At 42.1% G+C, this 24,549-nt stretch carries 25 protein-coding genes, 5 tRNA genes and 1 pseudogene; 23 read left to right on the top strand and 8 right to left on the bottom strand.

Going from position 1 to position 24,549, the window contains the following annotated elements:
* Nucleotides 1-477 precede the first annotated feature (477 nt).
* Nucleotides 478-957: an IS200/IS605 family transposase gene (gene tnpA / locus H6571_22985; GenBank protein ID MCB9326611.1), complete on the bottom strand. Its 480-nt coding sequence runs from the start codon at nucleotides 955-957 to the stop codon at nucleotides 478-480.
* 1,633 nt (nucleotides 958-2,590) lie between these two features.
* On the opposite strand from tnpA, the pseudogene H6571_22980 reads away from it, so the two are divergent.
* Nucleotides 2,591-3,099: pseudogene (locus H6571_22980) on the top strand (GNAT family N-acetyltransferase).
* Here the strand turns inward: H6571_22980 and fdhD are convergent.
* The 3 genes from fdhD to H6571_22965 all read right to left on the bottom strand — a co-directional run bounded on the left by fdhD (nucleotide 3,094) and on the right by H6571_22965 (nucleotide 5,054).
* Entirely contained in the window at nucleotides 3,094-3,948 is an 855-nt protein-coding gene (fdhD, locus tag H6571_22975) for a formate dehydrogenase accessory sulfurtransferase FdhD (GenBank protein MCB9326610.1), read from the bottom strand. The pseudogene H6571_22980 and the gene fdhD sit on opposite strands and share 6 nt — an antisense overlap.
* Before the next feature lie 77 nt (nucleotides 3,949-4,025).
* Nucleotides 4,026-4,520, bottom strand: a complete 495-nt coding sequence (locus H6571_22970) for a DUF1572 family protein (protein MCB9326609.1) — start codon at nucleotides 4,518-4,520, stop codon at nucleotides 4,026-4,028.
* Between the two features lie 120 nt (nucleotides 4,521-4,640).
* Entirely contained in the window at nucleotides 4,641-5,054 is a 414-nt protein-coding gene (locus H6571_22965) for a DUF3276 family protein (protein ID MCB9326608.1), read from the bottom strand.
* 222 nt (nucleotides 5,055-5,276) lie between these two features.
* Here H6571_22965 and H6571_22960 point away from each other — a divergent pair, with 222 nt between their 5' ends.
* From H6571_22960 to H6571_22945, 4 genes are all read left to right on the top strand, one after another.
* Entirely contained in the window at nucleotides 5,277-5,804 is a 528-nt protein-coding gene (locus H6571_22960; protein ID MCB9326607.1) for a class I SAM-dependent methyltransferase, read from the top strand.
* Between the two features lie 8 nt (nucleotides 5,805-5,812).
* Complete coding sequence (locus H6571_22955; GenBank protein MCB9326606.1) at nucleotides 5,813-6,379, top strand: NAD(P)H-dependent oxidoreductase; 567 nt, start codon at nucleotides 5,813-5,815, stop codon at nucleotides 6,377-6,379.
* 122 nt (nucleotides 6,380-6,501) lie between these two features.
* On the top strand, nucleotides 6,502-6,987 hold the full coding sequence (locus H6571_22950; GenBank protein ID MCB9326605.1) for a hypothetical protein: 486 nt from the start codon (nucleotides 6,502-6,504) through the stop codon (nucleotides 6,985-6,987).
* Between the two features lie 76 nt (nucleotides 6,988-7,063).
* Entirely contained in the window at nucleotides 7,064-8,857 is a 1,794-nt protein-coding gene (locus H6571_22945) for a DUF4153 domain-containing protein (protein ID MCB9326604.1), read from the top strand.
* 183 nt (nucleotides 8,858-9,040) lie between these two features.
* Here the strand turns inward: H6571_22945 and H6571_22940 are convergent, their stop codons facing one another.
* Together H6571_22940 and H6571_22935 are read right to left on the bottom strand one after the other, a co-directional pair.
* Nucleotides 9,041-9,808, bottom strand: coding sequence for an MBL fold metallo-hydrolase (locus tag H6571_22940; protein ID MCB9326603.1), 768 nt, complete (start codon nucleotides 9,806-9,808; stop codon nucleotides 9,041-9,043).
* On the bottom strand, nucleotides 9,804-10,130 hold the full coding sequence (locus tag H6571_22935; GenBank protein MCB9326602.1) for a hypothetical protein: 327 nt from the start codon (nucleotides 10,128-10,130) through the stop codon (nucleotides 9,804-9,806). Before H6571_22935 ends, H6571_22940 begins: the two co-directional genes overlap by 5 nt.
* Nucleotides 10,131-10,215: 85 nt before the next feature.
* Between H6571_22935 and H6571_22930 the strand changes: the two genes are divergently transcribed.
* The 3 genes from H6571_22930 to H6571_22920 all read left to right on the top strand — a co-directional run bounded on the left by H6571_22930 (nucleotide 10,216) and on the right by H6571_22920 (nucleotide 12,666).
* Nucleotides 10,216-10,602 (top strand): hypothetical protein, encoded by a 387-nt coding sequence (locus H6571_22930; GenBank protein ID MCB9326601.1) that lies wholly within the window; start codon nucleotides 10,216-10,218, stop codon nucleotides 10,600-10,602.
* Between the two features lie 271 nt (nucleotides 10,603-10,873).
* A complete protein-coding gene (locus H6571_22925; protein ID MCB9326600.1) occupies nucleotides 10,874-12,328 on the top strand; it encodes a GWxTD domain-containing protein in 1,455 nt (484 codons plus the stop codon).
* A gap of 59 nt (nucleotides 12,329-12,387) precedes the next feature.
* The gene (locus H6571_22920) at nucleotides 12,388-12,666 is read left to right on the top strand and encodes a hypothetical protein (GenBank protein ID MCB9326599.1); all 279 of its coding nucleotides are present in this window, start codon (nucleotides 12,388-12,390) and stop codon (nucleotides 12,664-12,666) included.
* Between the two features lie 352 nt (nucleotides 12,667-13,018).
* On the opposite strand, the gene H6571_22915 is transcribed toward H6571_22920, so the two are convergent.
* The gene (locus H6571_22915; protein MCB9326598.1) at nucleotides 13,019-13,828 is read right to left on the bottom strand and encodes a carbonic anhydrase family protein; all 810 of its coding nucleotides are present in this window, start codon (nucleotides 13,826-13,828) and stop codon (nucleotides 13,019-13,021) included.
* A gap of 242 nt (nucleotides 13,829-14,070) precedes the next feature.
* A complete protein-coding gene (gene fbp, locus H6571_22910) occupies nucleotides 14,071-15,069 on the bottom strand; it encodes a class 1 fructose-bisphosphatase (protein MCB9326597.1) in 999 nt (332 codons plus the stop codon).
* A 343-nt stretch (nucleotides 15,070-15,412) separates the two neighbouring features.
* Here fbp and H6571_22905 point away from each other — a divergent pair, with 343 nt between their 5' ends.
* The 15 genes from H6571_22905 to H6571_22835 all read left to right on the top strand — a co-directional run bounded on the left by H6571_22905 (nucleotide 15,413) and on the right by H6571_22835 (nucleotide 24,544).
* Nucleotides 15,413-17,194: an ABC transporter ATP-binding protein gene (locus tag H6571_22905; GenBank protein ID MCB9326596.1), complete on the top strand. Its 1,782-nt coding sequence runs from the start codon at nucleotides 15,413-15,415 to the stop codon at nucleotides 17,192-17,194.
* Between the two features lie 634 nt (nucleotides 17,195-17,828).
* Nucleotides 17,829-18,680: a mechanosensitive ion channel gene (locus H6571_22900; protein MCB9326595.1), complete on the top strand. Its 852-nt coding sequence runs from the start codon at nucleotides 17,829-17,831 to the stop codon at nucleotides 18,678-18,680.
* Between the two features lie 242 nt (nucleotides 18,681-18,922).
* Nucleotides 18,923-18,996: transfer RNA gene (locus tag H6571_22895), tRNA-Thr, on the top strand.
* A 59-nt stretch (nucleotides 18,997-19,055) separates the two neighbouring features.
* Nucleotides 19,056-19,138: transfer RNA gene (locus H6571_22890), tRNA-Tyr, on the top strand.
* A gap of 10 nt (nucleotides 19,139-19,148) precedes the next feature.
* Nucleotides 19,149-19,221: transfer RNA gene (locus tag H6571_22885), tRNA-Gly, on the top strand.
* A gap of 152 nt (nucleotides 19,222-19,373) precedes the next feature.
* Nucleotides 19,374-19,448: transfer RNA gene (locus tag H6571_22880), tRNA-Thr, on the top strand.
* A gap of 56 nt (nucleotides 19,449-19,504) precedes the next feature.
* The gene (gene tuf, locus H6571_22875; protein MCB9326594.1) at nucleotides 19,505-20,701 is read left to right on the top strand and encodes an elongation factor Tu; all 1,197 of its coding nucleotides are present in this window, start codon (nucleotides 19,505-19,507) and stop codon (nucleotides 20,699-20,701) included.
* A 101-nt stretch (nucleotides 20,702-20,802) separates the two neighbouring features.
* Nucleotides 20,803-20,875, top strand: a tRNA-Trp gene (locus H6571_22870).
* Nucleotides 20,876-20,903: 28 nt separating this feature from the next.
* Nucleotides 20,904-21,101 (top strand): preprotein translocase subunit SecE, encoded by a 198-nt coding sequence (secE, locus tag H6571_22865; GenBank protein MCB9326593.1) that lies wholly within the window; start codon nucleotides 20,904-20,906, stop codon nucleotides 21,099-21,101.
* 41 nt (nucleotides 21,102-21,142) lie between these two features.
* Nucleotides 21,143-21,739, top strand: coding sequence for a transcription termination/antitermination factor NusG (nusG, locus tag H6571_22860; GenBank protein ID MCB9326592.1), 597 nt, complete (start codon nucleotides 21,143-21,145; stop codon nucleotides 21,737-21,739).
* Nucleotides 21,740-21,895: 156 nt separating this feature from the next.
* Nucleotides 21,896-22,339: a 50S ribosomal protein L11 gene (gene rplK / locus H6571_22855; GenBank protein MCB9326591.1), complete on the top strand. Its 444-nt coding sequence runs from the start codon at nucleotides 21,896-21,898 to the stop codon at nucleotides 22,337-22,339.
* An 85-nt stretch (nucleotides 22,340-22,424) separates the two neighbouring features.
* Entirely contained in the window at nucleotides 22,425-23,117 is a 693-nt protein-coding gene (locus tag H6571_22850; GenBank protein MCB9326590.1) for a 50S ribosomal protein L1, read from the top strand.
* A 26-nt stretch (nucleotides 23,118-23,143) separates the two neighbouring features.
* A complete protein-coding gene (locus H6571_22845) occupies nucleotides 23,144-23,671 on the top strand; it encodes a 50S ribosomal protein L10 (GenBank protein MCB9326589.1) in 528 nt (175 codons plus the stop codon).
* A gap of 101 nt (nucleotides 23,672-23,772) precedes the next feature.
* A complete protein-coding gene (gene rplL / locus H6571_22840) occupies nucleotides 23,773-24,156 on the top strand; it encodes a 50S ribosomal protein L7/L12 (GenBank protein MCB9326588.1) in 384 nt (127 codons plus the stop codon).
* A 169-nt stretch (nucleotides 24,157-24,325) separates the two neighbouring features.
* Entirely contained in the window at nucleotides 24,326-24,544 is a 219-nt protein-coding gene (locus tag H6571_22835) for a hypothetical protein (protein MCB9326587.1), read from the top strand.
* Nucleotides 24,545-24,549: the final 5 nt, after the last annotated feature.

Here is a 24,549-nt window from a genome sequence, read left to right as displayed (position 1 = left end):
ATTGATCTTAGCATTTTGCGAATGCGGCACGGAGGCTTTTATTGCTGATTTGCATTTTTTCGATAAAACGAGGTTACGGTGCGCTGCACCTTGATTCCTTTAATCTTTGTTTGACAACAAAGATATCGGTGCGCTGCACCCATCTGAATTGGAATTCTCCCGAAAGGATATATTTATGTTATTGAACCCAGAACTCTGCGGATTGCTGAGTTGCATTTTTTCGATAAAAACCATGTTTCGGTGCGCTGCACCAGTGAAAATAGGAATTTCTCTGAAAGAATTATATTTAGCCTATTGATCAAAAAACTTTGCAGATGCGGCCACGGAGGCTTTTATTGCATAGTTGCATTTTTCCTGAGATGAACAGGTGCATCGCACCGAAACCTTTGTTAAAAAAAATCCCCCAATCAGCCAAGGTGCAGCGCACCGCAACCTTTTCATTGAATGAAATAATTAACCCTGCAAATTTAAAAAAACCTATTCCCAACCTCGAACATCATCAAAAAATTCAAACAGATATTCCTCTTTGAATTCAACATCATTTTTCCTGAGAATTTCCAAATATTCCTGACGAAAAGATTTTATGGCATGATGTGCCTCCTGATTCTTCACATACCTTACCACAGTATCCACCTTTGATCTGGAATGAGAAAAAGCACCATAGCCTCTTTGCCAATCGAATTTTAATCGGGACAAATTATTATCCTTAATCCAGGTACTGCTTGAGGTCTTTATAGCATTTACTAAATCAGGTATTTTCTGATTCACATTGTAGCCGATGAAGATATGTATATGATCGGGCATAGCATAGATGGCCAGCATCTTGTGGCCCTGAGTTTGGACGATACCAGTAATGTATTTTTCCAATTTATCTCTCCAGTTTTTTTGAATGAGCGCCGCCCTGTGCTTTGGGCAAAAAACTAGATGGACATAGAATTGTGTATAGGAGTTAGCCATGATTTTTTTGATTTTTTGAATCAGTTTTAGATTGAGCTGTTCTTGAATTTTTCAAAAAAGAACAACCTTTTAATTATAAAAGCCGTGAGGTTTGAAAATGTGACATTTTTGAAAGGAAAAAATTTCTATATCTGCCATATTTTTGAAAATTGAAGGTTTTTTCGGCAAAAACCATGTTACGGTGCGCTGCACCTTGACTCCCTTTAATCTTTGTTTGACAACAAAGATATTGGTGCGCTGCACCCATCTGAATTGGAATTCCCTCGAAAGGATATATTTAGGCTATTGAACCCAGAACTCTGCGGATGTTACCATGAGGCTTTTTTGCTGAGCTGCAATTTTTCGGCAAAAACGAGGTTACGGTGCGCTGCACCTTGATTCCTCTAATCTTTGTTTGACAACAAAGATATCGGTGCGCTGCACCTGTGATAATAGGAATTTCCCGGGAAGGATATATTTATGTTATTGAACCCAGAACTCTGCGGATGTTACCATGAGGCTTTTTTGCTGAGCTGCAATTTTTCGGCAAAAACGAGATTACGGTGCGCTGCACCTTGATTCCTCTAATCTTTGTTTGGCAACAAAGATATTGGTGCGCTGCACCTGTGATAATAGGAATTTCCCGGGAAGGATATATTTAGGCAATTGATCTTAGCATTTTGCGAATGCGGTCACGGAGGCTTTTATTGCTGATTTGCATTTTTTCGATAAAACGAGGTTACGGTGCGCTGCACCTTGATTCCTCTAATCTTTGTTTGACAACAAAGATATTGGTGGGCTGCACCCATCTGAATTGGAATTCTCCCGAAAGGATATATTTATGTTATTGAACCCAGAACTCTGCGGATGTTACCATGAGGCTTTATTGCTGAGCTGCAATTTTTCGGCAAAAACGAGGTTACGGTGCGCTGCACCTTGATTCCTCTAATCTTTGTTTGACAACAAAGATATCGGTGCGCTGCACCTGTGATAATAGGAATTTCCCGGGAAGGATATATTTATGTTATTGAACCCAGAACTCTGCGGATGTTACCATGAGGCTTTTTTGCTGAGCTGCAATTTTTCGGCAAAAACGAGATTACGGTGCGCTGCACCTTGATTCCTCTAATCTTTGTTTGGCAACAAAGATATTGGTGCGCTGCACCCATCTGAATTGGAATTGTCCCGAAGGGATATATTTAGGCAATTGAACCCAGAACTCTGCGGATGTTACCATGAGGCTTTTATTGCTGAGTTGCATTTTTTCGATAAAAACCATGTTTCGGTGCGCTGCACCAGTGAAAATAGGAATTTCTCTGAAAGAATTATATTTAGCCTATTGATCAAAAAACTTTGCGAATGCGGTCACGGAGGCTTTTATTGCTGATTTGCATTTTTTCGATAAAAACCATGTTTCGGTGCGCTGCACCAGTGAAAATAGGAATTTCTCTGAAAGAATTATATTTAGCCTATTGATCAAAAAACTTTGCAGATGCGGCCACGGAGGCTTTTATTGCATAGTTGCATTTTTTCCAGATGAACAGGTGCATCGCACCGAAACCTTTGTTGAAAAAAATCCCCCAATCAGCCAAGGTGCAGCGCACCGCAACCTTTTTTCCTAAATTGTAGTTTATTTTCATTAAAAACAACACAAATGACTATAATCGCCACCACCAACAGGCTCGAATTGCGAAAATTTTCCCTTTCCGATGCAGAAGGTTTTTATGGGTTAAATGAAGACCCCGAGGTGATAAAATATACCGGAGATCAGGCTTTCAGAGACATAACCGAGGCCCGAAATTTTATTGAACAATACGATCATTACGAAAAATGGGGATATGGCCGCTGGTCTGTTTATCGCAAGGACGACGGGTCTTATTTGGGATTTTGTGGGCTGAAATATTCCCCGGAAAAAGAGGAAACTGACCTCGGGTTTCGGTTTTTCAAAAAATACTGGAACAAAGGGTATGCCACAGAAGCCGCAAAAGCGGCGTTGAAGGTTGGTTATGAAGACTATCAACTTCTTAAAGTGGTGGGAAGGGCCATGAAAGAAAATCTTGCCTCACACCGTGTATTGCAAAAGTTGGGGATGCAAAAGACATTGGAATTCAGGGAGAACGATGCCTGGTGGATTCAATACGAAATGATGTCGGAGGATTATGAAAATTTCTCCAGGCGCCCGGCTCCGGAATAGATATTAAACCGCTCGTTTCGGAGAAAACCTATCAGGGTCATTTCAGATTCTTCGGCGAGGCTGATGGCCAGGCTTGACGGCGCACCAACGGCTGCCACAATAGGGATTCCGGCTATAGTGGCTTTTTGAATGAGTTCAAAACCGGCTCTTCCGCTAAGGAGTAAAATGTGATCGGTAAGCGGAAACTCAAGACCGTTTAAAAGGGCAGCCCCGATGACTTTATCCACCGCATTGTGTCGGCCGATATCTTCGCGAATGAGGAGTAATTTCCCTGTTTTGTTAAAAAGCGCTGCGGCATGCAGTCCGCCCGTATGATCAAAGGTCAATTGTTGTGCCCTGGATTTTTGAGTGAGGGAGTAAACCAATTCGGGCGTTATCCTGAATATACTTTTTTTAAAGACCGGGGTGCCGGCATTTAAGACCGCTTCAATACTCGTCTTTCCGCAAAGTCCGCAAGCGGAGTTGGTATAAAAATTCCGGCTGAACTTATCGATGTCGAGAGGCAGCTCGGGGTGCAGGCTCAATCGGACCACATTCCCGGAGGTTTCATCTTCACTATTAGGGCAATGCTCTATCTTTAGCAGGTCACTTTGGTGCCGGATAATGCCTTCGGTGAACAGGAAACCCGTAGCCAGTTCAAAATCGTTTCCCGGCGTACGCATGGTTACAGAAAGGCTTTTACGTTGCCTGTGCTCAAGAGGACCGTGGATGAGCCTTATTTCCATGGGTTCCTCTATGGCGACCAGGTCTTCTTTTTCAACAGAAGAGAATCCATTGACCTTAAGAATCGCTATTTTGTGAATGTGTTCTTCGTGCATGTCATCAGGTGTTCGGTTAGGAAGTTCTTATCTATAACAAATCGACCGCTATTTAGATTTATGGTCTATTCCAATCTTCATCCCAGATCTTCCGGGTAATACCCCATGTCCATGTCTTTTTTCCATTTGGTAAAATAGGTGATCTGCCCGGTATGGTAAGAAAAATGTTCGATCACGTGAATGAGGATGCTCAATCCGGTTTCCTGGTAAACCTGTACATGGTGTAAACGCAACAAGTCTTCTTCTGAAACATCTTTCAGTACGTCGTTTATCAGTAAGACGAGTTGATCCAGTTTGGTGATCAGCATGGCGGTAGGCAGAGTTCCTTTTTCTTCAAATTCTCCATCCCGCCTCCTGTGGTCTGGCCGTTTGCCGAGGCCGCTGCCGATCCATTGGGTAACATTACCGCAGAGGTGGAGGATCAGGTTGCCCACACTGTTGCTGTTTTCGTTGGGTTTGTACCAAATTTCCTGTTCATTGAGTTCTGACAGGCAACGTTTGATCCGGGGAATACTTTCTCCAATGATTCGTCTTTGTGTTTCTCTGATGATGGCTTCCTTAAAGGTGCGCATAGCTTTATTTTTTTGAATGTTAGGGGAATAAAAAAGCGAAACCCGGATATTTCCGGACTTCGCTCTGTATTTTCATGGAACGTTGAGTTCCTTATTATTGATCATCGCTGAAGTCAACTTCTACCAACTCATGTCATCTTCTGATCCAGGTTCCGTTTTTTCTGAGGAATCTTTTGCTAGAGCATCCTTGGCTGGAGCATCATGTTCACCATCCTCTAAAAGACGGTTTTCCTCATATTCCAACTGACGGCGAGTAAATTCATCGTAATCGTAATCCGGCATCAACTCATTTTTGACATAGTCGATGGTTTCCTGAAGAGACTCGAGGAAACGATTAAAATCTTCCTTGTAGAGGAAGATTTTGTGCCGTTCATAACCTCCATCCTCAAACTTTCGGGTACTTTCCGTTAAAGTGACATAAAAGTCATCTCCTTTTGTGCGGCGAACGTCAAAAAAATAGGTTCTTCTCTTACCGGCGCGCACTTTGTTGGAAAATACACTCTCAAACTTCTTTTGATTACTCTCGTACTCCACTTTTTATTGCATTTTGGTTAAAAAATAGGATGTCCTACACAAAAGTAAATATTTGCCTCAAATATCAAAAAAATAGTGCGACAAAATGGAAAGTTTGTATTTCAAAAACATGTTACCGATAAATGTTGTTATTCACAAAAGCAATAAAAAAAATAAAAAGTGAAAACATTCTGGAATGAAAGGTATGCAGCGGAGGAATATGCCTACGGTGTGGAGCCCAATATGTTTTTTAAAAACTGGATAGACGGTCGTTCACCCGGAACAATACTGTTTCCCGGAGAGGGAGAAGGTCGCAATGCTGTTTACGCTGCCCGGTTGGGGTGGGAAGTTTACGCGTTTGATTACAGCGAATCAGGACAAAAAAAGGCCTTGGCGCTGGCCCAAAAACAAGGGGTGGTTATTCATTACGAAGTGGTGGATGCTGAATCTTTTTCTACGGACCGGACCTTTGACGCCATCGTACTCATCTATGCTCATTTCCCTCCGCCTGTTCGGTCGGCATTGCACCCCCGGTTGGCGGACATGCTGAAACAGGGCGGACTATTGGTGCTGGAAGGCTATAATAAGCAGCAATTGAAAAATAATACAGGAGGTCCTCAGCATGAAAGCCTGCTGTTTGATGAAGTAATGTTGCGCATGGATTTTGAAAGACTGGAAGTACTTTCTTTAGAAAATGCCACCCTCCATGTCGAAGAAGGCCTTTATCATCAGGGTATTTCCGATGTGATCAGGTTTGTAGCAAAAAAATAAAAAAACTGATGTTGAAAATTACTATTGTATCGGGCACCAAACGTTTGGGAAGGAAGACGCCCAAGGTAGGAGCCTACCTTGAAAAATTGTTCAAAGAACATCCGGAGGTGCAGGAAGTCAACCTGTTGGATGTGGCAACTTACGACTTCCCCGTTATGGAGGAAAGACGCGGTCGTCTGGACAATCCGCCTGCGGGGTTGGATGAATTCGGAGAGGCACTCGACCGGGCCGATGCCATTGTTTTTATTTCCCCTGAATACAACGGCAGTTATGCCGGTGCTTTCAAAAATACGATCGATTATTTTCGGAAGGAGTTTGAAAGAAAACCAATAGGGGTAGTAACGGTATCTGACGGCAGACTGGGGGGCGTAAATGCTTCTCATGATCTCCAAAAACTCATTCTTGCCCTCGGAGGTTACGCTATGCCCAAAAAGCTGATGGTGAGCAATGTAGGTCGTGTTTTTGATGATAATGGTGAGGTGGTGGATGAGCATTTTGAAAAATCGGCTCCTGCTTTTGCCGCTGAACTGCTTTGGCTGGCGACGGCGATCCAGCATCATAAAGAGCTCGTGTGAAGCACCGAAATTAAACTTGGGGTTAATGTCCTGGGGCTGCTTTTTTTGACTCTTGGCAGTGTTTGCTTTGGAGTTTTTGGGGATTTTTATAATTTGGCCATTATTTTACTAAATAAGGACAAATGAAAACAAATTTAAACGAAACGCAGGAACCTACCCGTCAAAATCTGGAAGCCATGATCGAAAGGCTGAAAGACTTCAATTCGGCCATTACCATGGATAAAAATGGCAGGGAAGCCAAAGAACTCCGAGGTACTTTTTTTCTTCGCAAATACTACGACATTAATTGGATGAATGCTCTTCCCGATTCTCTTTCAAAAGAGCGGGACGAGATTATTCGTTTGATGACTCAACTGGCGGAGATTATCGTCGGGCATGATTTTAAGCTGTCTTTAGCGGTGGTAGATCATGCATCCTCCATTTTTACCAGAGACGAGGGGATAAGCTCAAAATTGAATGCCCACCGGATAATCCTGAATGCCAAAAAGGAAGAAGTCTATGAAGTCATGGAAAGGGAAGAAAAAAAGCGCTCCAGGTGGCCCTACCTCATTATACTTTATATTATCTTTAAGATTATTAAAATCATGATGAGGAATGGCGATTTTTGACAAAGATCGTATTGGTGAAAAAATAATGACTAATCGGTTCAGGTCGCCCATGGTTTTCCTCTGAAAACAATGACACATGGCTTTCAAAATTGCTTCCGTCAATACCATAATTGACCGGTTTTCAAAAACTTTTTTGCGGTTTCCTTTATCCATACTGGTTGCTGCTTTAGGAACGGCGTTAGTCATTATTACCATCGATGTGGATGGCATGGATGTGCAGGAGGATATGATCCGCGGAATGCTGGCCTGCCTTATCGCACTACCGGCGCTAATCGCCGTTAAAACTTTTGCTGAAGCCAAAGGTCTTCCTGGGGCCGTCTTGTGGGGTCTTAAACTGCTGGCGCTGGCGCTGGTGGCTGTTTTTTATTTTCGGTTTGATCACTTGGAGGGATATAAGTACCCGGTGGTTTTTCTTTTGCTGTTTCTGGCCACTCATTTGATGGTTGCTTTTGCGCCCTGGCTGGGCGGTCGACGCGAAGGATTCTGGGCTTACAATAAACAGCTTTTTTTACAGATATTGATTGCGTTCATTTATTCAAGCGTACTTTTCGGAGGGCTTTCCATTGCTATCCTCGCGGTGGATCAGTTATTTAATGCAGATATCAGTGAGGAAACTTACCTGAGATTGTTTTTCTTTATTGCGGGGATGTTTAATACGATATTTTTTCTTTCGGGCGTGCCGAAAGATTACGAAGCTTTGAGTAAGGAAGAAAGTTATCCCAAAGGCTTGAAAATATTTACTCAATATGTTTTACTGCCGCTGGTTTTTATTTACCTGGTCATTTTATATGCTTATATGGCCAAGATATTCATCCTGGCCGAATGGCCGGTAGGCTGGGTGGCCATCCTCGTATTGTGCTTTTCCATAGCCGGAATTTTTTCTTTTTTACTCATCTATCCCCTGCGGCATAACCCTGAAGACAAATGGATCGGCGTTTTCAACCGGTGGTTTTATTTTGCGCTCATCCCTTTGACGGTTTTGTTGTATGTCGCTATTTTTAAGCGATTACAACAATATGGCATAACTGAAGAGCGCTACTTCGTGTTGCTGTTGGCCATTTGGCTGACTGGTATTATCGCCTATTTCCTGCTGAGCAAAAAAGACGATATCCGCGTGATCCCTGTTTCCTTGTTTTTGCTAACCATGCTTGCTGTTTTTACGGCTTTTCCCGTGGCACGAATCAGTCAGTTGAATCGTATGGAACTTGTGTTGGAAAAATATGGATTATTACAAAATGGAAAGATAACCCTGGGGACGCAAAGACCCACCCTTGAAATGGAAAAAGAATTGTCTTCCTTTTTGGATTTTTTGGACGACCGGGAAGATATGGATCGGCTACAGCCTTATCTTTCTTTTGATCTGAAAACCCTGCGTAAGGATTCGGCAGACAATAATGCTTATTCCCGGGAGCGGCTGGGTGCAGGTGTGATGAGTGAACTTGGTATGACCTATCGTTACCAATGGAACATGGAACCCACGGCAGAAGACTCTCTGGAGCGGTTCTCTTATTACGGGAATTACTTACAGGTATTTGATATTGAAGGATACAACCTGATGAGGAAACAGTACTTTTCTGTGGAAAGTAGTGACGAAAATGATGAACCCAGCCTGTTATTTAAAAAGAAAGAAGGTTTCTCTGTGAATCAAAACGGGAAATCAATAGCGGTTGACCTGGAAGGTTTTGCTAAAAACCTGGCAAAAAACCGACCTCTGGATCCATATAAGGAGGCGGAAGAGATCAGGCTGGATCTGGAAAATGAAGAACTTGTGGTACGGTTGTATTTTGAGGATATCCGTTTTGATATTAATGCGAACGGCGGAGTGGAAAACTTAGGAGGGACCGTTTGGCTGTTGGTGAAGGAGAAGTGATTAACCGGGAATGAAACAATTTAAAATATTCAGGTGGTTTTTGGAGCATTTAGGTTGCGGTGCTCTGCCCCTGGATATATAATTTTTTCAGGACAACAAAAGTTATGGTGCGCTGCATCTGCTTTTATTTTCAGCGATTAAATTTTCAAAATGTCAATTTAAAGCCGGTCAACTACATTCTTTCTACCCACACTCTACCTGCAGCCCGTCATAAGCAAAGTACACTCCTTCCGGAAGGGTCGGCTCTACTGCTGATTGTTTGCCCATTCTATGGCTGATGTGGGTGATATAAGCTTTTCGGGGCTTTATTTTCGCAATTACCTCCAGCGCTTCCTCCAGGGTCAGATGGGCGTGGTGCTGGGTTTGTTGCAAAGCGTTTAATGCAAGATACCCCACTCCTTCCAGCTTTTTCATTTCCTCTTCGGCAATGGTTTTTGCATCCGTAACGTAGGCGAAATTTCCAAAGCGAAATCCAAGAACGGGCAATTTGCCGTGAATCACTTCCAGAGGAATGATCGGAATTCCCGCAGCTTCGAAGGGCGTATCCTTATCAATGAGGATAAGATTGGCACTTGGGGCACCGGGGTAGGGGCTGGGGCCAAAGACGTATTCGAAGCGTAAAATCAAATTATTTGCTGTAAACTCGTCTGTATAAACGGGCATGTCCTGGCGGCTCATAAAGTTAAATGGCCGGATATCATCCAATCCGATGGTGTGATCGTTGTGGAGGTGGGTGATGAGGATGGCGTCCAGGGAAGTAACCTTTTCCCTCAGCATCTGTTGCCTGAAGTCTGGCCCGCAATCAATGAGGATGTTCTTGCCGTCAATATTGACAAGTGCCGAATTACGCAGTCGGAAATCACGTGGGTCGGAGGAAGTGCATACCTCACAGTTACATCCGATCATCGGTGTCCCCACAGAGGTGCCCGTTCCTAAAAAAGTAACTTTAATTTTCATCCTCGTTTGTTTCGGTCTCGTTTGTTTCGGTCTCGTTTGCCTCATCCTCGTTTTTAGCAGCGAGTTTACTGATATCTTTTAACACTTTAGCGGAAGCTTCTGTCAACTTCTCTTCATGGACTTCGATATTTGAAAGAATTTCAAAAAGCACATTCATTCGTCCTTCCGTATCAAAGAATTTGTTCACCACTGCCATGTTGCGATCCTCCACAATACAGTAGCCCGACTGGAAATTTCCCTTTTCATAACGGATGGTATAATCCAGTTCACCGAAAAGGGTTTCGAGCTTTTTAAGATTGTTTTTTGTATATTTCATTAAAATCCTTCTTTTTCTCAAGCAAAAGTAATAGTCTGAAGATCAAAAAATGAAAATTTAATTACTTTTACAAAAAATACAAAGCATGAAGAAACTTCTTTTCAGGAGCCTGGTATTGCTTTTGGTCCTTTACCAATCGGCTTGTGTGTCAGAACCCAAAGAAAATTATGATGCAATTTATGGAAGATGGGAGCTGGAAACGGCAACTAATAACGGAAAGCCGACCGAATTACTCACGGGCTTGTTTTTTGATTTTTCCCAGGATGGATCCTTAAGAACCAATGTCACCGGAAGTCCGGAAAGCGTCAATTTTAACGTTGTGGAAGGAAAGATTGAACAACGGGAAGGAAGAATTGATGTCGATTATGAAATCAAATCTCTGAGTGATTCCACACTCGTACTTACCACAAAAATAAGAAATTCTGTTTTCCAGTTCAACCTGAGTAAGGTGGCCTTGAAGGAAGATGAATGATCGCTTTTGCGAGATCACTTTTATCCGGGCTTAAATTCGTGGAATAATGCCTCTTTTGTTTCCTTTCCGGGGCAACAATCTTCCTGGAAAGAACTGCTTTTCTTTTCGTCTAAAACCTGACTTTTACAATAATTTGAACTCCGGAAACGGGATGAATAGCTTGCTATTATTGTAATTCTTGCGTAGCTTTATAAATTCTAGTGTCGTGTCATCATTAAGCATTCCGTTCCGGTGAAAGAAAACCGCGACATTAACCTTAATTTTCGTCAAGATGAATATCAGAATTCTTTTTTTTACAGTACTTTTTTTTAATGCTTTAACCATGAAGGCCATGGAGGCCAGCCTGAGTTATGCCGGGTTTAAGAGTCCGGGTCAGTCCTCCTATGTTGAAGTTTATTTTTTTATCACCGGAGGGTCATTGAAATATCAGGTGATCGACGATTCCCTGCAACAGGCCTCACTGGATGTGCTGGTGATGTTTAAACAAGGAGAGACCATTGCCCATTACGATAAATTTATCCTCAATAGTCCGGCAGAGGTGAAAAGAATCAATTTCTCAGGGATTCAGCGATATGCGTTACCCGATGGAACCTACGACCTTGAAATCCTGATGACGGATCTGAATGATGCAAAGAATATCAAAAAATACAACAGCAAGGTTACCCTGGACTTCCCGGAGGATGAACTCAAACAATCGGACATTCAACTGTTGGCCTCCGTAGAAAAAAGTGAAGATGCTTCTAATCCTTTTGTCAAAAACGGATTTTTTATGGAATCTCTCCCGGGTAATTTTTATACCAGACAGTCCGGTACGCTTTGGTTTTACAATGAAATTTATCATTCGGATAAAGTGATCGGGGAAGATTTTATCCTCAGCTGTACCGTCAGCAGGATGGAGGATGGAAAAGAAAAAACCGAAATTTTGGTCAATAAGCGAAAACACCCGGAAGACATCATTCCATTGCTCATGCAAATGGATATCTCCAAATTGCGGTCGGGAAATTATATGCTCAGGGTGGAAGTTCGCGATCGTGATAAAGGATTGCTGAGCCAACGTTCCCTCCCTTTTCAACGCAGCAACCCGTTTTTGGATGCACAGGATATTTCTCTGGAAAATATCAACCTCGAAGATGAGTTTGTTTCCGAACTGACCGATGAGCAATTGAGATACAGTCTGTTGGCGATGACTCCTATTTTGCCTGATAATGACGTGGAAGTGGTCAACCTGATGTTAAGAGATAAAAATCAGCAGGCTCAGCGTATGTATCTTTTTAGTTTCTGGGCCAAGAAAAACCCGATCAATCCAAAATTAGCTTACGGAGACTACATCAAAGTCGCTGCTGCGGTCGATAAAACTTTCCGATCAGGGTTTCGTTTCGGTTTTGAAACCGACAGGGGATATACCTATCTCAAATACGGACAACCTAACGACATTGTGCGGGAAGAAACGGAACAGTCTGCCCCTCCCTATGAAATTTGGTCTTACTACGAGTTTCCCAAAACGGGGCAGCGAAATGTCCATTTCCTGTTTTACAACCCTTCTCTTGCTGCGGAAGATTTTATCATCCTGCATAGTAATGCCATTGGCGAATACAACAATCCCAACTGGGAACGCGATCTGTACCGAGATGCTCCTACCCAGATTGAAGGGGATGATTATTTTGGAGATACAGGCGTACAGGAAAACATTAACCGTAAAGCAAAAAAAATCCTTGAGGATTATTAACTGACTGCCGGTGCCGGTTACTCGTTTTAACCCGGCGCCAGAGGAACCAGTAACCTGATATGCGAAGAATAAGACCTGTAGAATTACTGCTCATTCAGATCATCATTTATTTCCTGATATGGCTTTGGGATGAATATCTGGCCACTATGCTGAGCCTTGTCTGGGGCGGCATTTGCCTGCTCATCCTGCTCACCTCACTGGTTGTGGAGTGGATCGAAAAATCCAATGTGCCCAAGTGGTATTATTCCTTCCTGGCGGTTTCCGTGTTGGCCCCCATTATGGCTGCGGTGATCTATTCCGGTATCGTGGGCGGGATCAAGTGGTTTGTATTGGAATGAAGGAGAAAAGATTAAAGAGCCAGATCATTGAACACTGATAAACATGAGTTCATCCCGAATTTTTTAATTCAAATGGATGATGAAAATATATTAACAATATTTATCTGCAATATATTCAACTCCTTCAGACCTGTCTTCCGGCGACGCCAGGTAGAGTTGAGATTGTTTTTGTTTAATTCCCTTCGGGAAATGGATTAAGAATAGAGTTAATTTTTAAAAAGAAGATTAAATTTATCCCCGAATGGGGATAAATATCAATAACGCAGTATGAAATACTGCCCAAAAAGGGACAAAAACCAACTCTGAAAGAGTTGAATGTAACCTGTTTCAAATTTTTCGCAAAATCAAACCATCAAAAACTCCTCAATACCACCCGGTCATTCAAAGGTTGCTCGTTCCGGTAATTATTCACGGGCATGAGTGAGCGTAACACCTTCACTTGTTCCAGGGATAAGGTAATAGGTTCTTTAAAGACAATCCAGTTGACGTTTTCTGAACAAGGAGGTGTAGTGAGTGAGCCGCTGTAATGAAAATAATCCTTGTGGTTGGCCGGCAGGTTTAAATTCAGGTTGAACGCTTCATCGACGATTTTGCTTTCTTCTTTTTCTACAGGCAGGAATTTTTCCAAAAATTGAAAAGGTGCGCTGTTTTTCCCTTCTGTTCCCATGATTCCCAAAACCGTCAATTCGCCATCTTCTCCGGCATGAACCATGTGCATTTCAATAGGGAAGCGGATACCATTGATCAAATGTTCGGAAGGTTCATGGAAATGAATCTGTTTAAGGGCGTACTTTTTTCCTTTAAACCGTATAGAATCGCCCAGTTCAAAATTGTATTGGATAGAGTGCCCGTTGTTGGTCACGTCATGGATTCTGGTGCTGTCTGCATAGCTGAACTCAAGGAGAAGCTCTTCCCCGGAAACCGCACTGGCATCCACCTCAATAATATTGATCGGAGATTGATGCTGTCCACCACAGTCCGATTCCTTTTCGATCTCCATCCAGTGTTCCGGACCTGTTTCTCCCTGGTAGCTCCAGTGCAGGTGTTGACTTTCAGCCTCTGTGGCATCATGTCCTGTTGAGCCACTATTGTCAACCGGCTGATTCTTACAAGAAAACAGCAGCAGAATTACCATGCTGGATAAAAACGAAATTTTACGCATTGCTTTTATTTTTTATTTAAAAATAATAATTTCTCTTTCACTCCCTTGTCAGGATCAGGATTTTGAGGATTGAAGGATTCGCATGATTTGGGATTTTTAGAAGTTATTGATTATCAAAAATTAGAGACTCCTTGGTACAGTTAATTGGCAAACCTTTGTATCGTTGCATCTAAAGTATTATAGCATCATAAAATCATGGTATCGTAATATCGTAATATCCACGCATTCTCTCATCTACCTAGTCACTGGGCACTATATTTCCGAACAAAAGATTTCATCTCATCCACCATGTCAGGGGAGCCAACGGCGATGGTAGCCTTTTGATGAAGTTCCTGAAGTTCCACTTCCAAAACCCTTTCAAGTTGGGTGGTAATGGCTTTTCCTCCGGCTTGTTCTACGACAAAAGCCAGGGGGTTGCATTCATATAATATTCTTAGTTTTCCTAAAGGATTGGCGCGGGTATTGGGATAAAGGAATATTCCACCCTGGAACAAAATTCGGTGTATGTCAGCTACCATGGATCCTATATACCTCAAGCCAAGTCCCATATCTGAACAATGGTCGATATAACGCCTCATTTCGACATCGAATTTAAGGTAATATCCCTGATTCACGGAATAATGTTTCCCGTTAGCCGGAATTTTAATGTCCTTGTGAGAAAGGCAAAATTCACCGATGGAAGGATCCAGGGTAAAGCAGTTTACTCCCCGGCCGGTGGTATAGACGAGCATAGTGGAAGTGCCGTAAAGCACATAACCTGCCGCCACCAGTTCAGTTCCCTTTTGCAAAAAATCAGCTTCAATACATTCATTTGCCGGGTCGCTTAATCGTCGGTAGATTCCAAAAATGGTACCCACTGAAACATTCACATCAATATTGGTGGAACCGTCGAGCGGGTCAAAAACAACCACATACTTGGAATTCTTGCCGTCAACGGAAGGCAGGGGGATAAAAGTTTCGTTTTCTTCAGAGGCAATGCCACAGCATTCCCCGCTGTTTTTGAGACAGTCGATGAGTTTTTCATTGGCATACATATCCAGTTTTTGGACGGTATCCCCTGAGGTATTTTGGTGATTGGCGACCCCCAGGATATTGACCAATCCCGCCCGGTTGACTTCGCGGTTGACTATTTTAGCGGCTACCCCAATATCTCTCAATAATCCGGTAAGTTCCCCGGAAGCAAATGGAAAATCTTTTTGTCGGTGGATGATGAATTCATCTAAAGTAGTAATCTGGCTCATAATTCGTTAGGTTTCAATGATGGAAGGAATCAATGTTTCCTTCAAGGTAAATATCGGGTTATTTTGTTAAAACATTCTAATTTTGATCATCAAAAGGGGCTTTTTTAGATAACCAAATTGAATTTCGCCATTCTGAAAAGATTTTTTAATCTTTGCAGGAGTCTTTTGAAGTCCTTCAGATTAACGCAATCTTTAGGGCGAACAAAAAGATTAAAAAACTGTTAAGGTTTTGTCTGCCCGTGAATTGGGTTTCAGACATTCCGTATGCTGTCAACGCTTAAAATGGCCTGCCAGCAAGCAAACCAGCAACCAGTAACCAGCAAACGAGCAACCAGTAACCAGCATGAACCACCTTTCCTACTTAAATAAATTCTTTTATAAATACAGGAGACACCTGCTGTTGGGGATTCTTTTTGTGTTTGCTTCCAATTATTTCCGCTCTTTACAGCCGCAGATCATTCGTGATGCTCTGGATCTTGTGATAGAGAACCTTGGAGCTTATAATAAAATGGTGGATGGTCCCGAAAAACAGGCTTTGTACGGTGAAATAGGAAAGAAATTATTGTATTTCGGAGGAGTGGTACTCGGTCTTGCATTGTTGATGGGGGTATTCATGTATTTCATGCGCCAGACCATCATCGTGATGTCCCGGCTTGTGGAATACGATATGAGAAAGGAGATTTTCGCTCATTATGAAAAATTGACCACGGCTTTTTATAAAAGGAACAATACCGGTGACCTGATGTCCCGTATTTCTGAAGACGTGTCGAAAGTCAGGATGTACGTGGGGCCTGCTATTTTGTATGGCATCAATCTTGTTTCCCTTTTTATACTGGTCATTTATTCCATGCTCAAGGTGAATGTGGAGCTGACTTTGTATAGCCTGGCGCCACTCCCGATATTATCCTTTTCGATTTATTATATAAGTAGCATCATCAATAAAAAAAGTGAAAGCATCCAGCAGCAAATTGCCAGTTTGAACAGCACGGCACAGGAAGTGTATTCCGGCATTAGGGTGGTAAAGTCTTACGTACAGGAAAAAGCTACAGGCAATTTTTTCGCAGGGCAAAGCGAAACCTTCAAAGCAAAATCACTTGAATTGGCAAAAGTGGAAGCATTTTTTCATCCGCTTATGGCGCTTTTGATTGGAATAAGCACCGTAATTACGGTTTATATAGGAGGATTGCAGGTGGCTAAAGGAACGGTAACCGCAGGGAATATTGCTGAGTTTGTCATTTATGTCAATATGCTTACCTGGCCGGTGACGGCTATTGGCTGGATTGCCTCCCTGTACCAGCAGGCGGCGGCCTCACAAAAGAGAATCAATGAGTTTTTGCAGGTTCAACCGGAAATTCTTTCCCCGGTAAATAATCCTGTGGATATAAAGGGACATATCAAGTTTGAAAAGGTGGCCTTCACTTACCCGGATACGGGTATTAAGGCTTTAAAAAAGGTGAGTTTTGAACTTAAACCCGGAGAGAAAATGGCCATCATCGGTCGCACCGGGTCAGGTAAAACCTCTATCGGTGATTTGATGCTTCGTTTGTATGACGTTACGGAGGGAAAGATCACCATCGACGGAACCGATATCCGGGAGATGGACCTCGATAATTTACGGCAAAAGTTGGGTTATGTACCTCAGGATGTCTTCCTTTTCTCGGATACCATCGCCAATAATATCGGATTCGGTAAAGATGAATTTACCCGGGAGGAAGTTGAAACCTTTGCAAAACATGCAGCCATTTATAACGATATAAAAGACCTGCCCCAGGGTTTTGATACGATGGTCGGAGAAAGAGGGGTAACCCTTTCCGGCGGACAGAAACAGCGGGTTTCCATAGCCCGGGCCCTGATCAAACGGCCGGATGTTTTGATCCTTGACGATTGCCTTTCGGCCGTGGATACAGATACGGAAAAGCAGATTCTTGGATATTTTTCCGGGGCACTTGCTGATAAAACAGCCATTATCATTACGCACCGCATTTATTCCCAGCTGGAATTTGATAAGATCATTGTCCTGGATGACGGAGAGATCGTGGAAGAAGGAAAACATGCCGATTTGCTGGAGCTTGGCGGGTATTATGCCGAGCTGCACAAAAAACAGGACGCTTCCCTGATTTCGTAAAGGTTGTAGTGGGGGAAGGGGATAAAGATTGAAGGAGATTGAGTCAGATTGAATGAGATTGAAGGGGGGGGCAATTCTCTTTCTGCCCTTGTTTCCTTCTGTTCTTAGATCATCAGATAAAAAAAATAATACTGAAAAGAAAAAAATGAGTTTTAGTGAGTTTTTAGACAACATCCTTTTCACGATAGCAGGCATTGAATTCAACATGGTTGACTTAATAGGTCTTTTGGTCATACTTATCGTGTTTTTTTCATTAGGAAGGGTAGTGTTCAGGATACTTCACAATTATCTGGATAAGGACGTTTTGACCCACAAAACCAAAGTTGAGGTACAATGGTTGACGTGGATTAGCCTTGTTCTGTTGGCTGTATTGGCCATTATTTTACTGGTAGGAGAAACACTGGATCCTGTTTTGTACGAGGCGGGCCAGATTTACATTAAGCCGTCCACCATTATTACCGGGAGCATGTTACTAGTTTTTGCTCACCTCGTGGATGTGGTAATTACCAGTTTTTTGCCTAGGGAAACCTCAGAAAAGCACACGGATCTCAGAGGAGAATCCGCGGAAGATCCAGAGGGGCCCCGCAAGACAAAACATATCGTCCGTCCGACCATTTATACTTTGGTGATCCTTATGGTCGTCCATAATATTGATCAGCTCAATTTCATATTATATAAATTTCCTAGGAACGGAGAACAGATAACCTTCAGGTTTTCCAATATCATTGGCGCCATATTGATATTCCTGATCGCCCGGCTGATCATGTGGGGGGCTACAGAGATAGTGCTTGCCAATTATTATAAAAGAAAAAAGGTAGATATAGGTTCGAGGTATGCAGCCAACCAGTTATTGAAATATTTTATTTTCACTATCGCCCTGCTTTTTGTTATTGAGTCATCGGGCATCAACCTGACACTGATCTGGGGTGGGGCAGCAGCCTTGCTGGTCGGTATAGGGCTTGGACTTCAGCAGACCTTCAATGATCTTACCTGTGGGTTCATTTTGTTGTTTGAACGGACCGTTGAAATTGATGATGTGGTGGAGTTTGACGGCATGATCGGCCTAGTCAAAAAAATAGGAGTCAGAACGTCACTCATAGAAACCCGTGATGATATTACGGTAATAGTGCCCAATTCGAAACTGGTGGGGGAATATGTCATCAACTGGAGTCATTACCGGGAGCGGTCGCGTTTCAGGGTGCTTGTCGGGGTTGCTTACGGTTCTGATGTAGAATTGGTGAAACAATTGATGTTGCAGGCAGCTGCCGGGCATGAAAAAATTATGCAGCGGCCAACTCCTTTTGTACGTTTTGCCGATTTTGGTGATTCCTCCCTGAATTTTGAATTGCATTTTTGGTCAAAAGAACTCATGCGGATTGAAAATGTAAAAAGTGATCTTCGGTTCGAGTTATATCGTTTGTTCAATGAAAATAATATTGTCATTCCGTTTCCTCAACGCGATGTTTGGGTCAGAAAGGAAGGCTAATTGAAAAGCGATGAAACTTAATGAGGGGTGATGCTGTTCAAATGGAGAAATAGAATCAAAAAAAAAATCAAAATTTTTCAAATTGTATTTTTGATTTTAAAAAAAAGAATTACCTTTGCAATCGCTTTGAGAAAATGGTCTTAAAGTTTGAATTTGAAATAGAGAAAAAGAGTCAAAAAACAGACTCTTTGTTTCTTGTAATTTTGAGTAAAACAATGGGTAAAGCCTATTCTGTTTAAAAAGCCAGTGTAGCTCAGTTGGCCAGAGCAGCTGATTTGTAATCAGCGGGTCGGGGGTTCGAATCCCTCCACTGGCTCAGCAATAAAAACAGAACAGGTAAAAAAGTTTTCTTCACAGAAAATTTTATTATCCTACGGGGGTGCGCCGGAGCTGGAGAGCCGGGCTGGACTGTAAATCCAGTGACTATGTCTGAATAGGTTCGATTCCTATCACCCCCACACTCAATATGCGGGCGTAGCTCAGTTGGTAGAGCATCAGCCTTCCAAGCTGAGGGTCGCGGGTTCGAGTCTCGTCGCCCGCTCAAATTCCTTTTAATAAGACTTACCTTCTCAATGCCGAAGAATGGCAAAAAGTTGTTGTTCTGAAAAGTAAAGAAAAAATCCTGACTTTTTATCCTGGATTCAGTTATAAGGGAATTCGGGATTTTGTAGGTTATGGAGGTGTCTTAAAAATGCCAATGTAGCTCAGGGGTAGAGCACTTCCATGGTAAGGAAGGGGTCGGGGGTTCAATTCCCTTCATTGGCTCCATTTTTAAAAAATATTTTATTTAATTGCTTAAACTGCATCAAAAAATTTAATTACCGATGGCTAAGGAAAATTTCGACAGATCGAAGCCCCACTTGAACGTGGGTACAATAGGCCACGTTGACCACGGTAAGACTACTCTTACTGCGGCAATTACCTATGTACTTTCAAAAGATGGTCTTGCTAAAACAGCAAGCTATGACTCAATCGATGCCGCTCCTGAAGAGAAAGAAAGAGGTATCACTATTAATACTGCTCACGTTGAGTACCAGACCCTATCTCGTCACTATGCCCACGTTGACTGTCCAGGTCACGCGGATTATGTGAAAAACATGGTTACGGGTGCTGCGCAGATGGATGGTGCTATTCTCGTGGTTGCTGCGACGGATGGTCCTATGCCTCAAACTCGTGAGCACATCCTGCTTGCCCGTCAGGTAGGTGTACCAAGTATTGTTGTTTTCATGAACAAGGTTGACCTTGTTGATGACGAGGAAATGCTCGAGCTGGTAGAAATGGAAGTTCGTGAATTACTCGACCAGTATGAATTCGACGGTGATAACGCAGCAGTTATCATGGGATCTGCTTTGAAAGCTTTGGAAGATGATCCAAAAGCAGTTCAGGCGATCAAAGACTTGATGGATGCAGTAGATACAAAAATTGCTGAGCCAGAACGTTTGATTGACCAGCCATTCCTGATGCCTGTAGAGGATGTATTCTCTATCACAGGTCGTGGAACTGTTGCTACAGGTCGTATTGAGCGTGGTGTTATCAATACTCAGGATCCTGTTGAGATCGTAGGTATGATGCCAGAAGGTGAAAAGCCTTTGACTTCAGTAATCACTGGTGTGGAAATGTTCCGTAAAATCCTCGATAGAGGTGAAGCAGGAGATAACGCCGGATTATTGTTGCGTGGTATCGACAAAGATGCCATCAAGCGTGGTATGGTAATCTGTAAACCTAAATCAGTAAATCCTCACAAACACTTCAAGTGCGAGGTTTATGTTTTGAGCAAAGAAGAAGGAGGCCGTCACACGCCATTCTTCAACGGATACCGTCCTCAGTTTTATTTCCGTACCACTGACGTAACTGGTGATGTTACTTTGCCAGCTGGAGTAGAAATGGTAATGCCAGGTGATAACGTTACACTCGAAGTGAAACTGTTGAATACTATCGCGATGGAAAAAGGATTGCGTTTTGCGATTCGTGAGGGTGGACGTACAGTAGGTGCAGGTCAGGTAACTGAAATTATTGCATAGTAAATAAAAGTATTAGCCGTCTGAAATAGACTGTCGGTTGTATTTTTAGATGATAAATTGGAAATTAAGCACCTCTGTTGGGGTGCTTAATTTTTCCATACACGGGCATAGCTCAATTGGTAGAGCGACGGTCTCCAAAACCGTAGGCTGAGGGTTCAAGTCCTTCTGCCCGTGCTAATTTTTCACCTTGTGAAGCTGAAATATGGAACGTTTAAAATTGTATATCAAAGAGAGTTATAACGAATTGATCAATAAAGTGACCTGGCCAAGTTGGGCTTCACTTCAAAGCACAAGTATTGTTGTGGTGATTGCTTCTATAATTCTTTCTTTGGTAGTCTTATTAATGGATATGGGCTCAAACGTATTTACCGGAATTATTTACGGTACCTATGGCGGGTAGCAAGTATCCTGTATCAATCTGTATAATAGAAGAATTATCTGATGGCTGATGAAAATATCAATCCGGTTGAAACGTCTGATGACAAAAAACCGGGTGAAGAGAAAAGGTGGTATTCGCTTAGAGTAATAAGCGGAAAAGAAAGAAAGATAAAGGAACGCATTGAATTGGAAATTCAGCGTTCTGGCTGGGATAATTCTGTCACTCAGGTTCTTGTTCCTACTGAAAAGGTTTACAAAATCCGAAGTGGGAAGAAAGTTATATCTGAAAGAAATATTTTACCGGGTTATATTTTGGTTGAAGCCATTCCGGGTAAATTTTCCGGGGAAATGATCCAGGCTATTGCCAATATACCAAATGTCATTCATTTCCTTGGGCGTAACAACCCTATTCCTATGAGAACTTCCGAAGCCAACAGACTGCTTGGTAAGGTAGACGAATCACAAGGAGCAGGAGAATCCTTACTAGAACCGTTCATCGTAGGAGAAACCGTTAAGATCATTGATGGACCGTTCAGCGAGTTCATCGGGGATATTCAAGAGGTGAATGAAGAAAAGAAAAAGCTCAAAGTGATTGTCAAAATTTTCGGTAGAGGAACGGAAGTTGAGCTCAATTTCATGCAGGTGGATAAACAAGCGTAAAAATTTATTTTAATAATAACATCAGGCTTTAGTTTCTTTGAAGAAATAGGATTTTTATTTTTCATTTAAACCTTCTCTTTTATTTAAATGTTAAATTCTTTTCATTTCTTCCTGATGCTTCCCTAAAGTCAAATAATTGTTTAAAGCAGAATAGCGATGGCTAAAGAGATAGAAACTTTTATTAAACTACAAGTCAAAGGTGGACAGGCAAATCCTGCTCCTCCTGTAGGACCGGCTTTGGGTTCCAAAGGGGTGAATATCATGGAGTTCTGCAAGCGTTTTAACGCACAGACGCAGGAAAACCAGGGGAAAATTTTACCCGTTTTAATTACTGTTTTTAAGGACAAGTCCTTCAATTTTGTCGTCAAAACGCCTCCTGCAGCGATACAGCTGATGGATGCCGCCAAAATTAAAAAGGGTTCTCCTGAACCTAACCGGGATAAAGTGGGTACCGTAACCTGGGACCAGATAAGAGCAATTGCAGAAGATAAAACTTCTGACCTCAATGCTTTTACTATTGAGTCAAGCATGAAAATGATTGCAGGGACTGCCAGAAGTATGGGACTCGTTGTTAAGGGAACACCACCCTGGAACAACTAAGAAGAAAATTAATTAATAATTCTTTAAAGCAGGGAGTCTTTTTTGTAATGCAAAAGAGATGTTCGTACCTCAAAATTTTTTTAAAATGTCTAAAGTAGGAAAGAAACGAGCTGCAGCTAATGCTAAGATAGACAATGAAAAGCATTATTCACTTGCAGAAGCCATGGCACTCGTTAAAGATGTAAATGTCACGAAGTTTGATGCTTCCGTTGATTTACACGTTCGTTTAGGGGTGGATCCAAGAAAACCAGATCAAGGTATTCGTGGAACAGTTACCCTCCCTCATGGTACCGGTAAAACCAAAAGGGTACTGGTACTTTGTACTCCGGATAAAGAAGAAGAAGCTACTGCAGCGGGTGCAGATTATGTTGGTCTTGATGATATGATCACCAAGGTGCAAAATGGCTGGACCGATGTTGATGTGGTTATTGCAATGCCTCAGGTAATGGCAAAAGTGGGTCGTATTGGTCGTATTCTCGGACCAAGAGGCTTGATGCCTAACCCTAAGACAGGTACGGTGACAATGGATGTAGGTGCTGCTGTTGCAGACGTAAAAGGAGGTAAAGTTTCATTCCGTGTTGATAAGTATGGGATTGTTCATAATTCAATCGGTCGGGTGTCTTTCGAACCTCAAAAATTGGTCGAAAACGCAAACGAGTTGATTACAACACTTGTAAAAATGAAACCTTCATCTGCCAAAGGAATTTACGTCAAATCAGTAACAGTGGCCAGTACAATGAGCCCAGGTATTAAACTTGATACCAAATCTATCATTTAACCAGCATTTTAAAATATCAACATAAAATGACCAGAGCAGAAAAAGCAGCTTCCATTGAAGAGTTGAAAGGTAAATTTGAAGAAACCTCGTTCTTCTACCTGGCTGATGCCTCAACGCTTACAGTAGAGCAGGTAAATAAATTCAGAAGATTGTGTTTTGAAAAGGAAATTGAGATGAAAGTGGTTAAAAACACTTTGGCGGTTAAGGCCCTCGAATCTTTTCCAGAAGATCGCAATTATATAGGATTATACGAAGCACTTAAAGGACATACAGCTATCCTGTTTACCAAGACAGCTAATGTGCCTGCAAAAGTGATCAAAGAATTTAGAAAAGAGTCTCCAAAGCCTATTCTTAAGGCCGCTTATATTGATTCAAGCATCTTTTTAGGTGATGATCAACTAGATGCGTTGGTTTCTCTGAAATCTAAAGAAGATTTGATTGGTGATGTAATTACATTACTCCAATCTCCGATAAAAAATGTTCTCGGCTCCCTTCAGTCTGGTGGCAGTACCCTTGCGGGATTGCTCAAAACACTGGAAGAGCGCGCGCAATAATTTTTATCCTCGTGGCCGCTTGACCGGCTGCGCTATTAAATACGGCTTCCAAGTTTCATTCGCACGATATTTTTATCGTAAATAAATTAAAAAGAATTAAAATGGCAGATCTCAAGGCATTTGCAGAGCAGTTAGTAAACCTTACCGTTAAAGAAGTAAGCGAACTGGCTGCCATATTGAAAGATGATTATGGTATTGAACCAGCAGCTGCGGCTGTTGCTGTAGCTGCCGGACCCGGTGCTGGTGGCGGTGACGCTGCTGCTGCTGAAGAAAAAACTGAATTTGACGTAATTTTGACTTCTGCTGGTGCAGGTAAGTTGAAAGTAGTTAAAGAAGTTAAAACCCTTCTGAACCTCGGATTGAAAGAAGCTAAAGATTTAGTGGATGGCGCTCCGGGAACACTTAAAGAAGGTGTATCTAAAGAAGAAGCTGAATCACTCAAAGCTGCTATCGAAGCAGTGGGTGGTGAAGTGGAAATCAAGTAACTGACTTTCCAAAAGCCGGGTTTGAAAATCCCTTTTGAAAAAAGGTTTTTCCCCGGGTTTTGGAATCTTGAAGGCTTAGCGAGTTGTTTTTGACTGGCTAAGCCTATTGTCGTATAATTTATAGGTGTTCACCAGGGCGTTTTTCTTTTTGAATGCTAAACCTTAATGAATGCCAATACCGATAACGGATCTATTTATTTTAGGGAATCAAAAAATAATGCGTTATCGTGTAGAGGGAAATGGTCAAGGCAATCTCTTTGGGATTGCGGTTTTTTTTGCTGCTATTTTCAGCACTTTAAAAGTTACCATTTCATATAATTTATACTTCTCGTATTTTTTCCCGTTTTGTTGGCCGAAAAAGAAAGCTTTTTTTTGGTCTAAAAAATAAAATTC

Source organism: Lewinellaceae bacterium, assembly GCA_020636105.1.
Classification (GTDB): Bacteria; Bacteroidota; Bacteroidia; order Chitinophagales; family Saprospiraceae; genus BCD1.
The sequence above is the reverse complement of the archived record's forward strand: the minus strand, read 5'-3'. Positions and strand labels throughout refer to the sequence as shown.

Coding starts and splice junctions, on each gene's coding strand:
- tuf (MCB9326594.1), top strand. CDS start 19,505: ATGGCTAAGGAAAATTTCGACAGATCGAAGCCCCACTTGAACGTGGGT.
- H6571_22915 (MCB9326598.1), bottom strand. CDS start 13,828: ATGCGTAAAATTTCGTTTTTATCCAGCATGGTAATTCTGCTGCTGTTT.
- H6571_22950 (MCB9326605.1), top strand. CDS start 6,502: ATGAAAACAAATTTAAACGAAACGCAGGAACCTACCCGTCAAAATCTG.
- tnpA (MCB9326611.1), bottom strand. CDS start 957: ATGGCTAACTCCTATACACAATTCTATGTCCATCTAGTTTTTTGCCCA.
- H6571_22905 (MCB9326596.1), top strand. CDS start 15,413: ATGAACCACCTTTCCTACTTAAATAAATTCTTTTATAAATACAGGAGA.
- secE (MCB9326593.1), top strand. CDS start 20,904: ATGGAACGTTTAAAATTGTATATCAAAGAGAGTTATAACGAATTGATC.
- fdhD (MCB9326610.1), bottom strand. CDS start 3,948: ATGCACGAAGAACACATTCACAAAATAGCGATTCTTAAGGTCAATGGA.
- H6571_22850 (MCB9326590.1), top strand. CDS start 22,425: ATGTCTAAAGTAGGAAAGAAACGAGCTGCAGCTAATGCTAAGATAGAC.
- H6571_22925 (MCB9326600.1), top strand. CDS start 10,874: ATGAATATCAGAATTCTTTTTTTTACAGTACTTTTTTTTAATGCTTTA.
- H6571_22920 (MCB9326599.1), top strand. CDS start 12,388: ATGCGAAGAATAAGACCTGTAGAATTACTGCTCATTCAGATCATCATT.
- rplL (MCB9326588.1), top strand. CDS start 23,773: ATGGCAGATCTCAAGGCATTTGCAGAGCAGTTAGTAAACCTTACCGTT.
- nusG (MCB9326592.1), top strand. CDS start 21,143: ATGGCTGATGAAAATATCAATCCGGTTGAAACGTCTGATGACAAAAAA.
- H6571_22835 (MCB9326587.1), top strand. CDS start 24,326: ATGCCAATACCGATAACGGATCTATTTATTTTAGGGAATCAAAAAATA.
- H6571_22960 (MCB9326607.1), top strand. CDS start 5,277: ATGTTTTTTAAAAACTGGATAGACGGTCGTTCACCCGGAACAATACTG.
- rplK (MCB9326591.1), top strand. CDS start 21,896: ATGGCTAAAGAGATAGAAACTTTTATTAAACTACAAGTCAAAGGTGGA.
- fbp (MCB9326597.1), bottom strand. CDS start 15,069: ATGAGCCAGATTACTACTTTAGATGAATTCATCATCCACCGACAAAAA.
- H6571_22935 (MCB9326602.1), bottom strand. CDS start 10,130: ATGAAATATACAAAAAACAATCTTAAAAAGCTCGAAACCCTTTTCGGT.
- H6571_22845 (MCB9326589.1), top strand. CDS start 23,144: ATGACCAGAGCAGAAAAAGCAGCTTCCATTGAAGAGTTGAAAGGTAAA.
- H6571_22945 (MCB9326604.1), top strand. CDS start 7,064: ATGGCTTTCAAAATTGCTTCCGTCAATACCATAATTGACCGGTTTTCA.
- H6571_22955 (MCB9326606.1), top strand. CDS start 5,813: ATGTTGAAAATTACTATTGTATCGGGCACCAAACGTTTGGGAAGGAAG.
- H6571_22930 (MCB9326601.1), top strand. CDS start 10,216: ATGAAGAAACTTCTTTTCAGGAGCCTGGTATTGCTTTTGGTCCTTTAC.
- H6571_22970 (MCB9326609.1), bottom strand. CDS start 4,520: ATGCGCACCTTTAAGGAAGCCATCATCAGAGAAACACAAAGACGAATC.
- H6571_22900 (MCB9326595.1), top strand. CDS start 17,829: ATGGTCGTCCATAATATTGATCAGCTCAATTTCATATTATATAAATTT.